Here is a 20,337-nt window from a genome sequence, read left to right on the forward strand (position 1 = left end):
ATTTGAATGGAGGGAATGGTTTGAGAACCATTTATAATCGCTTTGGTATGTGGAGGCTTGCAATCATGATCCTTGTGATTACAGGGCTCATGATTCGCCCGGAAAGCGCCCATGGGGCTTCCGTTGGCAACATTTCTGACTTCGTAAAGAAAGATAATAAGACTTTTGAAATCACGTCAGGCTCTGACAAGATTAGAGTAATTTTTGAGCGGGAGGATATGTTCCGGATTTGGCTTGGTGTGAATGGGCAATTCAAAGAATTGGCAGGAAAAAGTGCGGAAAAGCCGATTGAGCCAATTGTCATCAAGGATAATTTCGGACCTGTTAATGTAAAGTGGTCTGATGAAGGCATGTATTACAAGATGGAAACAGGGAAATTCGTGCTGAGAGCCTACAAGAATCCGTTAAAGTTCGCCATGTACAAAAGTGACAACCAAACGGTGGTGTGGGAAGAATCTGCTGGATTGAACTATAACGGACAGTCAGTCTCACAACAGCTTATCCGGGGTGAGGATGAATATTTCTACGGCGGCGGTATGCAGAATGGATTCTTCAACCATCGTGATCGCAAAATTACGATCGCTAACAACTATGGGGATTGGGGAAGCGGTACAGTTTCGAATCCTGCACCATTCTATTTGAGTACTGCAGGATACGGAGTGCTTCGTAACACTTTTCAAAGCGGTACTTATGATTTTGATTCGACCGTCAAGCTGACGCATAACGAAAATCGGTTTGATGCTTATTATTTCTACGGTGAGACAATGAAAGATATTTTGAACGCTTATACAGATCTTACAGGTAAACCGTCCTTGATTCCTCGTTGGGGTATGGGACTTGGTGATGCGGATTGTTACAACAGAGATCCAGAAAAGACCTCCGATGTCGTTAACCTTATTGCCAAAAAATATCGGGAAAACGATATGCCAGGAGCCTGGATTTTACCGAATGACGGATATGGTTGCGGTTATACGAATCTAGGCAACACCGTTGACGAACTACATAAGGAAGGTTTCTATACCGGATTATGGACTCAAAATGGTGTTGATAAAATCGCACAGGAAGTTGGTGTAGAGGGTACGAGGCTGGCTAAACTCGACGTTGCCTGGGTGGGACCTGGATACGATTTCGCCCTGGGTGCCAGCAAACAGGCGTTTACAGGAATTGAAGATAACTCTGATGACAGAGGTTATGTCTGGTCCGTTGGTGGCTGGGCAGGTACCCAGCGATATTCTACCGTATGGTCCGGAGATCAGTCGGGCAACTGGGAATACATTCGATTCCATATCCCGTCGATGATCGGGGCAGGGCTATCTGGGATGCCATACTCAACCGGTGATATTGATGGGATATTCGGAGGTAGTGCTAAAACCTACGTACGAGACTTGCAGTGGAAGATTTTTACTCCAATCCTGATGAACATGTCTGGTTGGGCAGCCAAAGATAAGCAGCCTTGGGTATGGGGGGAACCTTATACGAGCTATAACAGAGAGGCATTGAAGCTCAGACAGCAATTGACACCATACTTTTATACCTATCTCAATGAGTCTTACGAATCCGGAGCCCCGATCATGCGGGGAATGATCTATTCTTATCCGAATGATCCGAACTCGAAGGGAACGTTAACACAATATCAATTCATGTCCGGCGAATCGTTCCTGGTTGCACCAGTTTATACCGACACGACAATGCGAAACGGAATATATCTTCCGAAAGGAAAATGGATCGATTACTGGACAGGAGAAGAACATTACGGTTCAAAAATGTTAGACGAATACAATGCTCCACTGGATCGTTTGCCGCTTCTAGTAAAGGGTGGAGCAATCATCCCGATGTATCCTGAATCGTTATACGATGGTCAGGTTCCTCCTGATCCAATTACTTATGATATATATCCTTATAAATCCTCAAGCTTTACGATGTATGAAGATGATGGTACATCGAAGGAGCATCGTACAGGCAAATTTGCAAAAACATTAATAACCTCCACCGCTCCTGAGCAAGGGAGTGGAGACTTGATTATCAAGGTTGGAGCAAGCGTAGGTGACTATAAAGGCAAATTGGAGTCACGTAAGAATCAGTTTACAATCCACATGCCAGATCACCCGGAGGCTGTTTCTGTAGATGGAACATCCTATCCTGAATTGCAGTCCAAAGCAGCATGGGATGGAGCAACAAGTGGCTGGTACTATGCTAAGCAAGACAAAGGCGGCATCCTGTACATTAAAACACCATCCATATCCACTGATAAGGAATTTGTTGTGAAAGTCGCAGGCTTTACAGCAGATACGACTCCACTAGTAGATGCTGTCAAAATTGAGCTGCCTCAGGTGGACACAGACCCAAGTCGTATTCCGCAGGAAGATATGATTGCAACTGCAACGAATGCGGCTTCGGATACGCCAGCAGCTAATGTGCTGGATGGCAGCTATGAATCGATATGGCTTTCTTCAGCAAATGCTGGAAGTAAGCAGAGCATCACTTTAGACCTGGGGATTAAACAGTATGTGAATAAAATAAAATACTTGCCAAGACAGTATGGTGGCAAAGACGGCATAATTACAGGTTACAAGCTGTATACGAGTAAGGATGGAACTAACTATACGCTCGTAAGCAGTGGACAATGGAATGAAGACAAACTAGAGAAGACGGTGAATTTTGATACAGTAGAAGCTATTTTTGTGAAGCTTGAAGCGACAGAAGCTGTTGGGGGTGTCGTATCTGCTGCAGAGATCAATCTGTACCGTGATCTATCACAGCCTTCACCGACAGCGATACCTAAAAATGAGATGACAGCCTCAGCGAAAAGCTTCCAGCCTGGTGCGGAAGCAGCTAAAGCGATTGATGGGGACCGGAATTCCGCATGGCATACGAAATGGGATGGATCCGATAAGCTCCCGCAATCCATCATTCTCGATTTAGGTAAGGTTCGCAATGTTAGCCAATTCCGGTATGCACCACGTCTGGATGCTGGGAACGGAACCATTACCTCATACAACCTTTACGTCAGCACGGATGGAGAATTATATACGAAGGTATCCAGTGGTACATGGCTCAGAAACAACTTGAAAAAATACATCCTTTTCGATAGTGTTTCAGCCCGCTATGTGAAGCTTGAAGCAGCTGTTGCACTTGGAGGATTCGCTTCGGCTTCGGAGGTCGATGTCTACGAGGCGCCGAAGGCAGCACCTGAAGTCCGTTTGATTTCAGAAGGCAAACCTGCTACAGCAGACAGTACGGATCAAGCGCATCCGGCTGGCCTTGCTAATGATGGGGATATGGACACATTCTGGTCAGCGGCGGATACGAACAATGGTACTAGCTGGACGGTTGATCTTGGTATGATGCATTCCATTAAATCCTCCGAGGTTTCTTTTGAGCATAGTAACAAGGCTTATCAGTACAAAATTGAAGTTCGGGAAACCGCGAACTCCAATTGGATTACGGTAACGAATCGAACGAATAATCAGGAAACTGGCACCATTCAGGATACTTTTGGAAGCCAGGGTAGATTCGCTAGAATTACGATCACCGGACGGCCTGATGCTCAATCAAAGGCTGCTGTTCGTGAATTCAAACTGTTCGGCATCCCACTGGAAGACGGACAGAAGGTTACTGGCATAAAGCTTGACCGTGAGGCCCTCTCACTTAAGGCGTTGGATGCCCCGGTTCAATTGAAAGCGGTCATTGAGCCTGAGAATGCTGGTAATAAGACAGTTAAGTGGGTAAGCAGCGATCCTGGTGTTGCCAGCGTGGACAGTAAGGGATTGGTCACACCAAAAGGGCAGGGCACGACATCGATTACCGCGACGACGGAAGAAGGCGGATTTACAGCAACAAGTGTGGTGACGGTCACTGGACAGAGCAACCTAACCGAAATTCCGCAAAGTCAAATGAGTGCAGAAGCTACGAGCTATGAAGCAGGCGAAAACGATCCGAATTTGGCATTGGATGGCGATCCGGATACACATTGGCATACGAAGTGGTTTAACGTTGATCCACTTCCGCAGTCGATAATGGTGAATCTGGGCGGAAAGTATACCATCAGCAAGCTAGGATACTTACCTCGGCCGGATGAAGGCAATGGCACAATTACTGCTTACAATGTGTACACAAGCACCGATGGTGTGAATTACACGCTCATGACAAGCGGGAACTGGCTGCGAAGCAAACAGCTTAAGGAAGTGAATTTCGCTCCGGTGAAAGCGACTCACATTAAGCTGGAAGCTGTAAAAGGCGCGGGTGAATTCGCATCCGCAGCTGAGATTACGGTGTATCAAGTGAAGCAGGAATCGGCTCAAGTCCAAGCCGTATTGAGTGCAGATGCATCCGTTACTGCCGGCAAGCCTTTTGTTGTCCGGTATGATGTGAACAATATCTCCGGGAAGGTATTTGCACAGGACCTCACCATTCAGTATGATGCTGACCGCATGGATTATGTGTCCGCTAAATCACTGATCCAAGGTGTTGCGATTGTTGAAGAGACAACTAAAACACCTGGAAAGCTTCGTTTGATTATGGCGAGTGAAGGTGCGGAACACGGATTAAGCGGAAATCAACAAATTGCCGAGCTGACATTCCAGGCAAAGGAAGTATCGGAGACGGTTACCGTTAATATCAGTGTGTCAGAAGTACTGCTAGGTGATGAAGACGGAACAGAAACCACAACTGCACCAGCCACAATCTCTGTAATAGTGAAACCAGAGCAAACAGGAGTATCAGGCGATCTTAACGGCGACGGAAAAGTCAGTATTGGTGACTTGGGTATCGTTGCTGCACACTACGGCAAAGATTCATCAAGTCCTGATTGGCAGCAAGCGAAGCGTGCGGATATGAATGGTGACGGTAAGATCGATATTACAGATCTTGCTCAATTAGCGAAACAAATCGTAAATCTCTAACAGAGGCTGACATCCTGAACAAAATTATAAAAATGAGGTGAGAAGAATTTGAACAGTAATCGATGGTACAAAAAGGCGGTAATAATGACCATGATCGCCGTGATTTTAAGCTGTGTATCTTTTACGAACCCTGTAGTGAATGCAGATGCATCCAATGCTACGCCTTCAGCTACTTTAGCAGGGAGTAAGAAGGTTGTTGCGCCGGGAGAGTCTTTTACCGTGAAGTATGGCATCACCAGTGTCTCCAGTGATGTGTATGCACAGGATATTACCTTTGAATTTGATCCGGCTGTCATGGAATACCTTCCAGATTCAATCCGCTCTCTGCAGGAAGGCGTAATTATTATCAATGAACCAACTACAAGTACTCCCGGTAAGCTACGGGTTCTCTTGGCAAGTTTGGGTAGTCAGTATCCGATTACTAGCGATGCTGAAATTGTTGAACTTGGTTTCAAAGCAGCAGATGTAATACAAGACACAGCGGGAGTTATCCGGCTTACTCAAGCGATAATAAGTGACAGTCAAGGGGAAGAATCCGTGCTCCAACCGGCAACCTTAACCATTCAGATCAGAGTAAATACGGAATTATCTATAGACGTGAATGGTGATGGCAAAGTGAGTATTGGTGACTTAGCGATTATCGCAGCGAATTATGGCATAGATTCGAGCAGTTCGGAGTGGGATGCTGTGAAACGACTTGACCTCGATAGAAGCGGTACGATTGATGTTGCTGATTTGGCAATAGTAGCGAAGAAAATAGTTGAACAAGAGTAGTCAAGGCGAGTAGATACATGGTTATCCAAACCTAAGGAGGACTAATATTTTGAAGAAATTCGCAATCATTATTCTTTCGATCTTGATGGTGGACATTATGTTTCCATTCACTGCGCTAGCCAATCCAGCAGAACAAGACAAACAGACCGATCCAAGACTTGTGCTTAGAGTAGAGAATAAACAAATTCACAATGCTAATTTTACGAATCTGGATGATAAGGTAGATGCGCTTAAAGCCTTAGATGAAGGGACTATCATTGTCCGGTTCCGCTACACGGGTTCTACAATTATGTCGTTATTCTCCTTAAGTAATAATACGTTGCCGAATGGTCACTTCCATCTATATATCACACCTTCTGCCATCGGAAGTGAGAACCGGTATGAAGAGCCTGGGAAGACAGCGTCTAATACACATGTTAAAGCTGATGTTACGGTGAAAGAGAATGAAGTGCATACCGTAGCCATGGTTGTAGATAAAGTAGAAGGTTATAAATATTTCCTTGATGGGAAACTCCTCAAGCAAGACACAACTACAGCAAAAAAGTTTCTCAATAATATTTATGCACCAAACCGTGCCGAGTTAGGTAGAACAGAGAGAAAATCCGGTTCTAATAACTATCCGTTTAATGGAGAGATTGACTTTGCTGAAGTGTATAGCGAACCGCTGGCGGATCAAGATTTGATTGCTGTAACGGGTGTAACAAGTAAGACTCCGGTTCAAAATCCGTTGCCTGAGCAGGCTTTAATCACTGATCCGTATAACGTTTATTATCCAGGACTGTACGGATCGAATGCATACCGCATTCCGTCACTTCTGTACACGGAGGATGGAACGCTGATCGCAGGAATTGATAAGCGGATCAATCATGGAGGAGATTCACCAGCTAATATTGACATGATGGTAAGACGAAGTCTGGATAACGGAAAGACTTGGGAAAGTAACGGAATTCTAATTAATAACTATCCCGGCAACGCCTCAAACATAGACCAGTCCTTACTACAGGATAAGGAAACGAAGAGGATTTTCTCTTTAGTTCTTGGATTTCCCGAGGGTGGAGGATTTCCTACCTCGCAAAGAGGTACCGGATACAAGACGATCAATGGAGAAAAATATTTACTTTTGAAAGATTCGAGCAATCAGGAATTTACCGTTCGGGAAAATGGAGAAGTCTATAACAGCTCAAATGTAAAAACTGCCTACAGCGTGGACGCCTTGAGAAATTTATATAACAACAATACAAATATCGGGAATATCTTTCTTAGCAATTCGCCACTTAAACCGCTTGTTACTTCTTATCTTGAGCTATGGCACAGTGATGATGAAGGAGCGACTTGGGAGGGGCCTGTAACTTTAAACCCTTCGGTGAAAGAAGAATGGATGGTATTTCTGGGGGCAGGTCCGGGCACCGGCATTCAATTGGCGAAAGGTCCTCATGCTGGAAGACTGGTGTTCCCCGTGTACTTTACGAATGAAAATAACAGGCAAGCAAGTGCAACCATCTACAGCGATGATCATGGTGAAACATGGCATCGTGGAGAGTCTCCTAATCATGGGCGGGTCGTAGACGGGGTTACCCTTGATGAGAGAACCTTTAATGGCTCTAATAATGAACTTACAGAAGCGCAAGTAGTGGAGTTGCCAGATGGACAGCTAAAGATGTTCATGCGGAATTATTCAGGGTTTGCCCAAATCGCGACCAGCTTTGATGGTGGAGAGACTTGGGCTGCTGAAGTTGTGACAGAACGTGATTTGATTGCTGCTTACTGCCAAATGACGGCGATTCGATACGACGGCCAGATAGATGGGCAGGAAGCTGTTATCTTCGCAAGCCCTGCTAACTCGACCAGTAGAATTAACGGGACGGTGAAGGTAGGTTTAATTAAGGAAGACGGAACCTACGCAAACGGCAGAACGAAGTATAAGTTTGATTGGAAGTATTCCCAGCTGGTCAAAGAAGGCTATTATGCCTATTCAAGTTTGTCTAATCTGGGCAATGGTGAAATCGGTCTTTTCTATGAAGGAACGGGTAGTGAAGCCATGAGTTTTATTAAATTCAATACGGAATATCTCAAATGGCAGCGTCAAGGAGAAATTCAAGATCCTAAGTTGACCTCTATCAAACTTGAATCTGTACAACCGGCAGGGTATGCAGCTAAGGATAAAGTCCAGATTAAAGCTGTCTTTAATCACTATGTCATGCTTAATGGTGATCAGACTTTGAAAGGTAGGATTGGGGATAGAGATGTTGTATTTAAATTGAAGAGTTCAAGTACAGCGGGCACAGAATATGTCTTTGAAGCAGAGTTCCCGGAGCTTACTTCAGGCGACTATCCGTTGGTAGCGGGCTTCGGGACAAATCTGGACATTAGAAATGCTTATGGAATAGCACTAGACACGCAGTCCAGTGAGAATAAGCTGAATTCGGTTATAAAGTCCAAAGCTTCTGAAGACCAAGGTACCTTAGCAACTCTGACAGGTCCAAATCAAGTGAGCGCTGGTGAAGAGTTTAAAGTTCAACTGAGCTTGAAACAGATCAAGGATCCTGTATATGCACAAGACATTACAGTTCAATTTAATACAGACAATGTGGATTTTATATCTGGAATTTCATTAGTGGATGGTGTGCAGGTAGTGGAAACCGTAACTACAGCTCCTGGACAGAGCCGGTTTCTCCTCGCCAGCGAGGGTGCAGACCACGGGGTATTAGGTAACATTCAGCTAATGGAGCTTAACTTCAAAGCAAAGCCATTACTTGAGGCTAAGTCTGGTGAAATTCGGATATCTGATGTTACGATGGGTGATGTAAATGGTATTGAGACAAAGGTTACGGGCTCCGCTTTGACAGTTGTAGTTGCCCCTGAGGATACTGGTCTCAAGGGAGATCTTAACGGCGATGGCAAAGTGAGTATCGGCGATTTAGGAATCATGGCCGCGCATTACGGTAAGGATTCCTCCAGTCCAGATTGGAGTAAGATTAAGCACGCAGATCTGAACAAGGACGGCAAAATAGATATTTCTGATCTTGCTGCACTTGCGAAAAAGATTGTGGAGTAGTTGGCTGCCTCATTTTTACAATCAGTGGGGTTATTATGAGAGGGGATCAACGCATGCCAAACGGTAAAAGTAGATTAGTCAGAAGGACTGCAATTCTACTATCTGTATGGATCGCTTGCTCGCAGCTACTTATCAGCATACTTCCGTCTAATGGGGTCTTAGGTCCAAAAGTGTATGCAGATGTTCAGTCGGCAGCTGAAACTGCGGCTGCGGCAGATCAGAATTTGTCATTATGGTATCAAGCGCCGGCCACGAACTGGGAGACGCAGGCGCTCCCTATTGGAAATGGTTATATGGGTGGCATGGTATTTGGTGGTGTTGAGCAGGAGCGAATTCAATTTAATGAAAAGACACTGTGGAGCGGTGGGCCTGGAGCAGATTCAAATTACCAATATGGTATTAAAGACGGTGCTCAGCAACATGTTGAGACCATAAGACAGCTTCTAAAAGAAGGGGAAATTAATGAAGCTAAGGCTCTTGTAGGGAAGATTACTGGTGTTATGGGTGCTGGTGATAGTTCTTTCGGAGCGTATCAAGCATTTGGTGATGTGTTCTTAGATTTTAACCGTCAGTCAGCGTATACGGTAACAGCGAGCTCGGATAATCCACAATACGGCGAGCCTATTTCCAATTTAACCGACGGTTCGGAAAATACGAAATGGTATTCAGGGGATGGAGCACCACCTTTTTGGGTGCAGTGGGCATATGAAGAGGCTAAGGTAATTACCGGCTATTCATTCACTTCAGGGAATGATGTGCCTGATCGGGATCCGAAGAGCTGGACGCTGAAAGGCTCGAATGACGGGCAGCAGTGGTCCCCACTAGATAACAGATCCAATGAAGAGTTTGCGAGCCGCAAGCTGAAGAAATCATATACTTTTTCCAATACTACAGCTTATAAATTCTATAAATTCGATCTTGTAAGCAAGGGCGGAACGAAAATTCAATTGTCCGAGATGGAGATGACAAGCGAAGCAGGTAACAGCGGTGCTCAATCGTACTCTGATTACCGGCGTGAATTGAATCTTAATGATGCCATGGCAAGAGTGTCCTATACTTCGGGCAATGTAAAATACAAGCGTGAGTATTTCATCAGTTATCCGGATAAGGTCATGGTGATGAGACTGACAACGGATGAGCATCAGCCGATGACCTTCGATGTTCGCCTTACTGGTGCTCAGCCGTCTAATACGGTGAAGGGTGAAGGAAATAAACTGACGCTAAGTGGGAAGGTACCCAGTAATAAGATGGCATATGAAGCGCAGCTTCAAGTACAGCATGAAGGAGGAACTGTAACAGCGAAAGATGGGAAACTTACGGTGAACGGTGCGAGTGTTGTCACGATCCTGATGACCGCTGCAACAGATTATGCTAATAATTATCCTACGTATAAGAGTGACAAGACGCCAAAAGAAATTGTAGAAGCGAACCTAAATGCAGCATATGCTAAATCATTTAATCAGTTGCGCGCAGCTCATTTGGCAGATTACAAAGAACTGTTCGATAGAGTTTCTCTTGATCTTGGTGGGGTTGCTACAAATCTCCCTACGAATGAGCTTTTGAATGGTTATAAAACGAATGCTAGTGACGGAGAGAAAAGAAGCTTGGAGGCATTATTTTTTCAATATGGTCGTTATTTGCTTATTGCATCCTCCCGGGAAGGCTCACTGCCTGCTAACCTACAAGGCGTATGGAATCAAGTAAATAATCCACCATGGAATAGTGACTATCATACGAATATCAATGTACAGATGAATTATTGGCCATCCGAGGTGGTTAACTTAGCGGAAACCGATATTCCGTACATTGATTATATTGATTCTCTGCGCGAGCCGGGTAGGGAAACAGCCCAAAGACATCATGGAATCGAAGGGGAAGGTTGGGCGATTCATACCGTCAACAACCCATTTGGTTATACTGCGCCAGGCTCAGATTTCTATTGGGGCTGGTCACCGGCTGCCAACGCCTTCATGGTGCAGCAGGTGTGGGATCACTATGCTTTTAGTGGAGATAAAGATCTTTTAAGAGGCCAAGTGTATGACATTATCAAGGAAACAACACAATTCTGGGTTAAATACCTGGTCGAAGATTCAGACGGAAGTCTAGTATCATCTCCTTCCTACTCTCCAGAGCAAGGGGATATATCGATCGGTGTGTCTTATGATCAGGAATTAGTCTGGGAGTTGTTCACACAGTTCATCAAGGCTAGTGAAATCTTGGGTGTGGATGAACAGCTGCGTAACGAGGTCATGGAGAAACGAAGCAAGCTATGGATGCCGCAGGTCGGAAGCTGGGGGCAGGTGCAGGAGTGGAAGAATGATATCGATAGTCCATCAGATCAGCACCGCCATATCTCGCATCTGATTGGCTTGTATCCAGGTACGCTTATTAATGAAGTGAATAATCCGGAGTTATTTGCAGCAGCAAGAGTCACCTTGAATTCTCGTGGCGATGGTGGAACAGGGTGGAGTAAAGCGAATAAGATCAATTTATGGGCACGTCTGCTTGATGGTAACCGTGCACATAAACTGTTAGGTGAGCAGCTTAGAGGCAGCACGCTCGACAATTTGTTTGATACACATCCACCATTCCAAATCGACGGTAACTTCGGAGCAACTTCAGGAATTGCAGAAATGCTTCTACAAAGCCAAACTGGAAGTATTGATTTATTAGCTGCTTTACCCGATGCCTGGGCTACAGGAAACGTTAAAGGGCTTGTGGCAAGAGGTGGATTTGAAGTGGATATGCGCTGGGAAGGTACGATCTTGAAAGAAGCCTTGCTTACTTCTAAGCAAGGTAATAAGGCTTCAGTTAAATACCCTGGATTTGTACAATCCAATAAATTCAAGGTCGTTCGTGTAGGAAGCGGGGAATCTATCAACTTCACTGCGAATGGGAACTTGATTGAATTTCCAACGGTAAAAGGACAGCAATATAAGATTGTGTCTAGTGTAAAACCTCCTGTGCTGCCAATAAAAGTAGATGATAAAGATCCTTCGATTATATACACCGGAACGTGGAGTCCTTACAGTGACGCAGGCGATTACAAAGGCACAGAAAGCTATAGTAATCAGAAAGGGGCTTCAGCGTCGCTCACGTTTACAGGAACAGCGATTAAATTCATCAGCGCTTTGCAGGCAAACCACGGATATTTCGATGTGTATCTCGATGGGGAGCTAGTCGCTGAGGGTGTTGATGGATATGGTTCATCGACGATGAAGCAGCAAGTATTATTCCAACAATCCGATCTCTCGAAAGGGGAACATACGATTAAGATTGTCGTGAAAGGAACGAAGAACAATACCTCTTCGAATACTATTGCAATGATTGATGCTTTTGAATATGTTCCTGTTGAACGGAATGAACCTACTGCGATAACTTTAAGTGGACCTAAGTCTATAAATCAAGGTCAGACCTTTACAGTTGACATGGGCGTTAGCAATGTCACGGATGCGACCTATGCGCAAGACATTCGATTGAAGTACGACGAGAATCTTCTAGAGTACATCTCGGGCGAATCGATGAACGATGGGATACAGGTGTTAGAATCAAAGAATGATCCAAGCGGAACCATTCGCTTAATCACGGCTAGTACGGGAACTGGTCTAACCGGTGATGCCAAGTTGCTTGAACTAAGCTTCAAAGCAAAGTCAGTGACAAAGTCCGAGTTAGCGAGCATAGAGGTAAGCAGTGCTGTATTTGGTGATGCGAATGGACTGGAGACTGAAGCCGATCTCTCAAACATTGAGGTCGAGATTAAGGCAGATGAAACGCCACCAGTAAAATCCGGAGACTTAAATGAGGATGGTAAAGTGAGCATCGGTGACTTGGCGATTGCAGCTTCGCACTATGGTAAAGATCAGAATAGTGTAGATTGGCAGACGGCTAAGCGAGCAGATCTTAACAATGACGGAAAGATCGACATTATGGACTTAGCAGCAATTGCTCAAAAAATACTGAATTGAGAGAAGGACACCTGAGTTTTTACTCAGGTGTCCTTTTTTTGTAATAAAAAAAGGTTCTATAGGACAAAAAGTATCAACTCCACATCAAAAGAGATCATGTGGTTACGTTTTTATAGCCTATATAATGGAAAAGCGTTAATAGAATTACATTCAGAATTACAAAATCAAGTGTTTACAGAAGTCAGGCAAGTTTATTCGAGGGGGATAGCCAATGAAAAGCAAGGGTAAAAAGAAAGCGGCATTAAGTCTAGTTATGATGTCCATTGTATTGTCTCTGGCAGGATGTGGTGGCGGGGGGACAAATGGGGCTGAAGCTCCAGCTCCTGAGAAAACAACAGCTGCGACGCAGACTGAGCCAGCGAAGACAGACGAACCCAAGCCCGAAGAGCCGAAAGTAGCGGGAGACCTCGAAATCCAATATTTTGTCGGTGGTTATGGGGACGGTTGGTGGAAAGAAGTCATTGGTGAATTCAAGAAGAAGTACCCGGATGTCAACATTAAAGAGTCTGCAGGTTCACAAATCAACGAGCAAATGAAGCCCCGCTGGATCCAAGGTAATCCCCCAGATGTTGTATACATCGATGGAGCAGGCTCGAACGAAACGCAAATGGTGCTCGACGATCAATTAATGGATATTACAGATTGGGTTAAAGATGCAAAAAATGTGGACGGAGAGCCGCTTACGAGTAACTTGATCGCACCTCCACAAGACTACAGTGGCAAAAACTATACGATTCCACTCGTATTCGGATCATGGGGAACCTTCTATGATGAAACCCTGTTTACTGAAAAGGGATGGGATGTTCCGAAAGATTGGGATAGCTTCCTCGCCACTAGTGAAAAAATCAAAGCGGATGGCGTATATCCTTACATTCATACCGGTAAATACCCATACTACATCGTGGGAGGTCTCTTAAATACAGGTTTTGTATCTGAGAATGGAGACAATCCGCAGATCTTAAAGGATCAAGAAGCTGCTAAAGAAGGTTCTTTCAAAAATGATGCTGTAGCGAATACCTTGAAAAAGATCGTTGATATGAGGGACAAAGGGTATTTCGATAACGCATCGTTCGGTATGAGTCATACAGACTCCCAAATGCTCTTCTTGCAGCATAAAGATGCAATGATTCCTAATGGCTTGTGGCTCGAAAATGAAATGAAAAAAGATGTTCCAGAAGGCTTCAAATTTGGATTCATTCCTTCCGTTATGCAGAAGCCAGGCGGTAAATTTGTGGCTATTCCTTACACTAGTAACATTGCAATTGCAAAGAAGGCTAAAAATCCAGATGCAGCAAAAGCATTTATTGAATTTATCTTTACGAAACAAGCCGCAGTTCGTTGGGCTGAGCTGACAGGCGCTTTGATGAACGTCAAAGCAGATCTGGAATCTTCAGGCGCAAGTGATGTTGTTAAAACAGCAATGAAATATTTCAACGGTAGTGACACGATTGTTGCTCCTGTATTTAAATTGGCCGCGGACATTGAGCAGGCAGAGAATGATGCAACCATTGCGTTGCTGCAAGGTTCCATTACACCAGAAGAATGGATGGACCGTATGGAGAAGGCGGCAGCCAAAATCCGGAAGTAAGTTCATGACTCTTCTTTCTAAACAATCAGAGGACATAGGTGCCTCTGATTGTTCTTTCAAATTTAAGGGGAGGATGGCTTACGCCCATGAAGAACAATAAATTGTGGAAACGTAATTTGTTTATTGCGAGTTTCTTGCTGCCTACGTTTGCTATCTTTTGTTTATTCACTATTTATCCGCTGTTTCGAGGTTTGTACTTAAGCTTCTTCGATTGGTCAGGTGGGTCCGAATCGATGAATTTTATCGGTATTGATAATTATAGACAATTATTCTCGGATGAGATCATACCAAAAGCCATTTCGAATGATTATTTCTTGATTTTTTGGAAGGTCATCTTAATCATGTTGTTTGCAACGTTTTTCGCAGTATCATTGACCCGTTTAAAATTGAAAGAATACGGTTTTTACCGAGTGGTGTTTTTCTTTCCGAATATCATTTCCGTAGCCGTTATCGGTGTATTGTGGAGTTTTATATACAATCCCCGTCTTGGATTCCTGAATGCGTTCATCTCGTTATTTACAGGAAAACCAGTGGAAACGAACTGGTTAGGTGATTCAAACCTCGCAATGTGGTCACTTCTTCCTCCAAGTGTATGGGCTGGTATCGGATTCTATATGCTGCTTATTATCGCTTCTATTCTAGGTATTCCTTCCTCGCTATATGAAGCAGCCAGTATTGACGGTGCGGGGCAATGGCAACAGTTTATTCGAATTACTTTACCCCTGATCTGGGAGCAATTCAAAACCTCGATCATTCACATCGTAATCACAACACTGAACGGCTCCTTTATTATTGTTAAGCTGATGACGGATGGTGGCCCGGATAATCAGACACAAGTTCTCGGTTATTATTTGTATCAGATGGGCTTCAAACAGTTCCATTTAAGCTACGGGGCAACCATAGGGGTGCTGATATTACTGTTATCTTTAATCACAACTCTAATTTTGCAGCGCATTCTTCACCGGGAGTCCATTGAAATGTAAGGAGGACAATACTTTGAACGATAATCCCGCCAAAAAACCACTTCTGCTGATATCAAAAATTGCAGTTCGATTTTTCCTCATCTTGTGGAGCTTGGTAGTCTTATATCCTGTTCTTTGGACATTCCTGACATCCTTAAAGGATAATCAGCAGGTTATGCTAGGGAAACCGTGGGATTTTCCATCTATTTTTCGTTTTGAAAACTATACAAATGTGTGGAGCAGAGCAAACTTTGGCGATTACTTTCTTAACTCCATTATAGTAACCGTGGCTAGTACACTGTTATCCCTTATTATGGCTGCTACAACAGCGTATATATTAGCCCGGTTTACCTTTAAATCTAGAGGTTTGTTTTATTTTGTATACGTTGCTTCAATGATGATTCCAACCACACTCGGATTGATACCGTTGTTCTTTCTTCTCGGAGATATGAATTTGTCCAACTCCTTAGTAGGGCTCACGCTTGTTTATTCTGTCGGAACTATTGGCATCCTTCCATTCGGTATCTTCTTTCTGGTTGGGTTTTTCAAGGCACTTCCCCGTGAGCTTGAAGAAGCCGCAACAATTGATGGATCTTCACTATATGGCGTTTTCTTCAAGATCATGTTGCCATTATCGAAGCCAGGATTAATCACAGTAGGAATTATGAATGCTTTAACGGTGTGGAATGAGTACATTATGGCCACAGTATTGATCAACGATCCAGCGAAATACACCATTCCTGTAGGAATAGCCATTATGCAAGGGGAAATGCAATACAGAACAGAATGGGGGCCATTGTTTGCGGGTCTTTCCATTTCTATGATTCCCGTCATTGTGATGTATGTGTTGTATCAACGTCAAATTACGGGTGGGTTAACAGCAGGTGCGTTGAAAGGTTAATTGCTGGTATTTTAGGAGGTGCTAAGGAAATGCCGAAGAAGATTCTCAGTATCTTCATTACACTTATGATGGTGGCCGGCTTGTTCTCCAGTTTTGCAGCTGCAGCGGATGTAGCTTCTGATCTTCCGGAAAAAGATGCAAAATTAACGGAATCCTATGAAATCTATCCATTACCGCAGCAACAAACCGAAGAAGAGACAACCTTAACCATTACACAAAATGTAAACGTTGTTATTGAAGATTCGATTGACCAGCCGACAAGAAAGCTGCTTCAAAAGATACTGGATTCCAAATCACTTCAGGTCACTGAGTCAGGAGCTGTAGTGGCAGGGAAAACAAACATTTTTTTGGGAACTAAAAATTCATCAGGCTATGTAGACAACTACTTCACTCAAAATATTCCCTATGAGGCGGATCACTTCAATGAGCTGGACGCTTATGTTCTTAACGTTAGCACCAAGCAACAGAATAAAGGTGTTATTGCGATATTAGGTAAAAATACGGATGCGGCTTATTATGGCCTGGCAACGCTGAAGATGATTTTTAATCAAATTCCTGATCTGAAGGTTCGTAATCTCACTATCGAAGATTTCTCTGATACCCGCTCGCGGGGATTTATTGAAGGATTTTACGGCACACCCTGGTCACATGAAGATCGAATGAGCTTGATGCGTTTCGGTGGAGAGCTGAAGATGAACACTTATATATTTGCACCTAAAGATGACAAGTACCATAACGCAGAGTGGAGAACACCCTATCCTGCAGCTGAGCTTGCCAAGATCAAAGAACTGGTTGATGTCGGACATGAATCCAAGACGCAGTTTGTATGGGCGATTCATCCAGGGTTCAATATGATCAATTGGAACAATTATAATGCAGAACTCCAAACCTTACTTGCAAAGCTTGAACAATTGTATAGTGTGGGCGTACGGCAATTTGGACTATTCATGGATGATATCAGCACCTCACAATCATTAGTAGATAAAGATAAACATGTGAAGCTAATTACAGATGTTGCGAATTGGGTGACGTCTAAGAAAGATGTTAAATCATTAATTTATTGTCCTCCATATTACAATAAAAGCTGGACCGGAACGACTGGCAGACCCTATCTTGAAGCCTTGAAAAATGTGCCAGAGAATGTAGATATAATGTGGACCGGAAACGGTGTTGTTGCGTCTGTTAATGCGGCAGATATGCAGTGGCCGAAAGATGCACATGGAAGAGATCCGTATATGTGGTTAAACTGGCCAGTGAATGACTATAAGGATGCAAGACTGCTGCTAGGTAAAGCAGAAGTGCTCATTCCAGGGACACATAATATTTCTGGTGTGGTGACTAATCCTATGAAGCATGCGGAATTATCTAAGATTGGGATCTTCGCGGTAGCGGATTACACTTGGAATGTAGATGATTTTGAACAAGAGGAGAGCTGGCTTGATTCATTTAAGCATGTTGCCCCTGAAGTTGCCTCTGAGCTGAATACGATTGCCTATCATATGAGTGACCCATCGCCTAGCGGTCATGGACTTGTGGTAGGTGAATCGGAAAATATCAAAACGGAGCTAACGCAATTCTTAAGTCAATACTCAAGTGGTCAGCCGACAGAAACGACGGGAAATACATTGATTCAAGAATTTGATCTAATATTGGATGCTATCGCGTCATTTAGAGTAAATAACACGAATGAAAATATGGAAGAAGAAATTGATCCATGGCTCAATAGCCTGCAAAATGTCGTTCTTGCCGATAAATCGGCAGTCCTCTCTGCGATCGCGATCCAGAAAGAGAACGTTGATCAAGCATGGGAGGCACTTGCCAAAGCCACAAGCGCATTAAGCTTATCCAAAACATTCAAAATTAGTAAACTTAATTCTCCAGATGTGACGGTTGAAGCAGGAGCAAAGCGGCTGGTTCCTTTTGCTGAGCAGCTCATTAATAAATTAGATGCTCAGATTTACACTTTGGTAGACCCGGAATATGTTAAACCTCTAGCTGTAAGCTCTTACGGTTCTCCTTCCGGATTAAACCTGATGGTAGACGGAGATTTAGCAACGAACGTCTATATTCAGACCCTTCAACAGAATGGAGACTGGTATGGTGTTGATTTTGGCAAAACCATTAAAGTGGAAGAAATAGCGATCACACAAGGTAGAACGGATGCGGATCACGATATATTCCAAAGGGGAATTCTTGAGTATTCCGTGAACGGTCAAGAATGGACTGCAATCGGAGAAGAGCGTTCCGGGTATAAAATTTCTGCTTCCGGGCTTAGTGTGAATGCAAGGATGGTTCGATATCGATTGACTCATGCTGGAATACCTGGAGGTAAGCCTGATTTATGGACGGCAGTTCGTGAGTTTTCCGTAAATGCAGGTAAAGATAAGGTAGCCATTTACACCGATGTGACAGAGTTGAAGGATACTCCTGTTATGGTAGCAGATAATTCTGTGCAATTATCGAATATGAACGGAATCACATTAAAGCCATCCCAATATGTTGGGATTAATTTGAAATCCATTGAAGAAATCACACAAGTGGTGTTGGAAGCTTCAAACGGAGAAGTCCGGTTAGAATCCTCAAAGAACGGCGTGGAATGGGAACAAGTTAATAACGGGAATGGGGCGTTTGCTAGTGCTGCCTATTTCCGGATCATAAACAAGGGGAATGAGAATATCACTGTAGATCTGACAAGGCTCATGATCAAGCTGAACAAATTCTCTCCACCTATGATTACTCATAATTACGGAAGCATTTATGAAGGTTCTATCAACAACGTGTACAATGCTTCTTTAGAGAACAAGGTTTGGTTCGGTGCGATTCAAGCGAAGGGGAAATATGTCCAGATCGACATGGGCGGTGAGGTGAATGTCCAGAATGTAGCTGTTGTGATTGGAGACGGTGAAGGAGATTTCTTCCGTAAGGGAGATTTACAGCTGTCACTAGACGGACAGACATGGGATACGATCCATACGTTTACTAATCCAAGCGATCGGAGTTTGAATTTCCCAGAGCACGAGGTGCCTTACCGTTATAAGCGAGTTCAAGTTGATGGTGGCAAGCAAGCCCGATATGTAAGATTGATTTCAACAGAAACACAAGATGCCTGGCTCGCGCTCAATGAAATTTTGGTTAATGAGGGGATTGAAAGACCTGGAACTGCCAATCCGGCTATTCAGGCTGAACCTGCTGGAGTTATAGGGAATGAAGCGTCTCTGTCCGTTGACCAAAAGCTCTCCACCTTCTATATGCCGGGTACTGGGAATACGGGTTCCTTAAATTATAAGTTGTCGAAGGATACCCGGGTAAAAGAAGTGATAGTTTTGCAAAATCCGTCGGATCATTCAAACGCTGCGGTGTCCGTGCGAGATGCGAGTGGATGGCATAAGGTAGGTAACCTGTCCTCCTCTTATAATACATTTGATACCTCCAAGTATAGTCATGTGTTTGAAGTGAAGATTCAGTGGGAGGGTTCGACTAAACCCAAGATCCACGAGATCATTACCGTTAAAAAAGACGGAAATGGTGAGGTTGATCCATCGGATAAGATGACTTCTGTTCTGTCTGGGGTAGACACTGTAGCTGGAGGTAAGGACTTTCAACTGGTGTTTGGGGTAAAGAGTGTAACAGATGCTGTATATGCGATGGATGTAACCATGAATTATGATCCTAAACTATTGGAATTCAAATCTGCTACTTCCTTGCGTAGTGGAATCCAGGTGCTTGAAACTGCTAATCACACGCCTGGAAAACTGCGACTGCTGGTAGTGAGTGAAGGTGTGGGAAATGCTGTGACTGGCAATCTGCAGCTGTTATCCTTGGATTTTGGTACAAAGACAGTGGCGGAAGCTACAGAGAGTATTATTCAGATTGAAAAAGTGATCGTAGCAGATGCGGAAGGCAAGGAGAGCGAAACTGTCACGTCGAGCCATAAGCTCAAGATAACTGCAGAAGAGCCGGAGCCTGGCATGACTGGTGACATCAATAAAGATGGCAAAGTGTCCATTGGTGACTTGGCGATTGTCGCTGCTAATTATGGCAAGGATACCAACAGTCCGGATTGGGCTGAGGCCAAACGTGCCGATGTCAATAAAGATGGCGTAATTAATTTGAACGACTTGGCGCTGGTAGCTCGTAAAATAACAGAATGAGCTAGAATCTGCAGTTATTTCTGCTCTAGAAGTAGCAACC

The 20,337-nt window shown here is 43.9% G+C and carries 8 protein-coding genes; all 8 read left to right on the plus strand.

The annotated features are described in order from the left end of the window. The first annotated feature begins 20 nt into the window (after positions 1 to 20). The 8 genes from MHB64_RS10065 (at position 21) to MHB64_RS10100 (ending at position 20,297) form a co-directional block, all read left to right on the plus strand. The gene (locus tag MHB64_RS10065; protein WP_341134328.1) at positions 21 to 4,901 is read left to right on the plus strand and encodes a discoidin domain-containing protein; all 4,881 of its coding nucleotides are present in this window, start codon (positions 21 to 23) and stop codon (positions 4,899 to 4,901) included. Positions 4,902 to 4,949: 48 nt separating this feature from the next. Beyond that, positions 4,950 to 5,675: a cohesin domain-containing protein gene (locus MHB64_RS10070; protein ID WP_341134329.1), complete on the plus strand. Its 726-nt coding sequence runs from the start codon at positions 4,950 to 4,952 to the stop codon at positions 5,673 to 5,675. 49 nt (positions 5,676 to 5,724) lie between these two features. After that, the gene (locus MHB64_RS10075; protein ID WP_341134330.1) at positions 5,725 to 8,730 is read left to right on the plus strand and encodes a sialidase domain-containing protein; all 3,006 of its coding nucleotides are present in this window, start codon (positions 5,725 to 5,727) and stop codon (positions 8,728 to 8,730) included. A gap of 53 nt (positions 8,731 to 8,783) precedes the next feature. After that, a complete protein-coding gene (locus tag MHB64_RS10080; RefSeq protein WP_341134331.1) occupies positions 8,784 to 12,695 on the plus strand; it encodes a glycosyl hydrolase family 95 catalytic domain-containing protein in 3,912 nt (1,303 codons plus the stop codon). A 211-nt stretch (positions 12,696 to 12,906) separates the two neighbouring features. Beyond that, on the plus strand, positions 12,907 to 14,283 hold the full coding sequence (locus MHB64_RS10085) for an extracellular solute-binding protein (RefSeq protein WP_094877011.1): 1,377 nt from the start codon (positions 12,907 to 12,909) through the stop codon (positions 14,281 to 14,283). 86 nt (positions 14,284 to 14,369) lie between these two features. Beyond that, positions 14,370 to 15,266, plus strand: a complete 897-nt coding sequence (locus MHB64_RS10090; protein WP_280786961.1) for a carbohydrate ABC transporter permease — start codon at positions 14,370 to 14,372, stop codon at positions 15,264 to 15,266. 13 nt (positions 15,267 to 15,279) lie between these two features. After that, on the plus strand, positions 15,280 to 16,146 hold the full coding sequence (locus MHB64_RS10095; RefSeq protein ID WP_042186596.1) for a carbohydrate ABC transporter permease: 867 nt from the start codon (positions 15,280 to 15,282) through the stop codon (positions 16,144 to 16,146). Positions 16,147 to 16,175: 29 nt separating this feature from the next. Then, positions 16,176 to 20,297: a beta-N-acetylglucosaminidase domain-containing protein gene (locus MHB64_RS10100; RefSeq protein WP_341134332.1), complete on the plus strand. Its 4,122-nt coding sequence runs from the start codon at positions 16,176 to 16,178 to the stop codon at positions 20,295 to 20,297. Positions 20,298 to 20,337 lie beyond the last annotated feature (40 nt).

The sequence above is a fragment of the Paenibacillus sp. FSL K6-2859 genome (assembly GCF_038008265.1).
GTDB classification, from domain to species: Bacteria; Bacillota; Bacilli; order Paenibacillales; family Paenibacillaceae; genus Paenibacillus_AQ; species Paenibacillus_AQ nitricinens.

What these genes read in the sequence shown, in the direction of transcription:
- MHB64_RS10090 (WP_280786961.1), top strand. Translation starts at nt 14,370, where the DNA reads ATGAAGAACAATAAATTGTGGAAACGTAATTTGTTTATTGCGAGTTTC.
- MHB64_RS10085 (WP_094877011.1), top strand. Translation starts at nt 12,907, where the DNA reads ATGAAAAGCAAGGGTAAAAAGAAAGCGGCATTAAGTCTAGTTATGATG.
- MHB64_RS10080 (WP_341134331.1), top strand. Translation starts at nt 8,784, where the DNA reads ATGCCAAACGGTAAAAGTAGATTAGTCAGAAGGACTGCAATTCTACTA.
- MHB64_RS10100 (WP_341134332.1), top strand. Translation starts at nt 16,176, where the DNA reads ATGCCGAAGAAGATTCTCAGTATCTTCATTACACTTATGATGGTGGCC.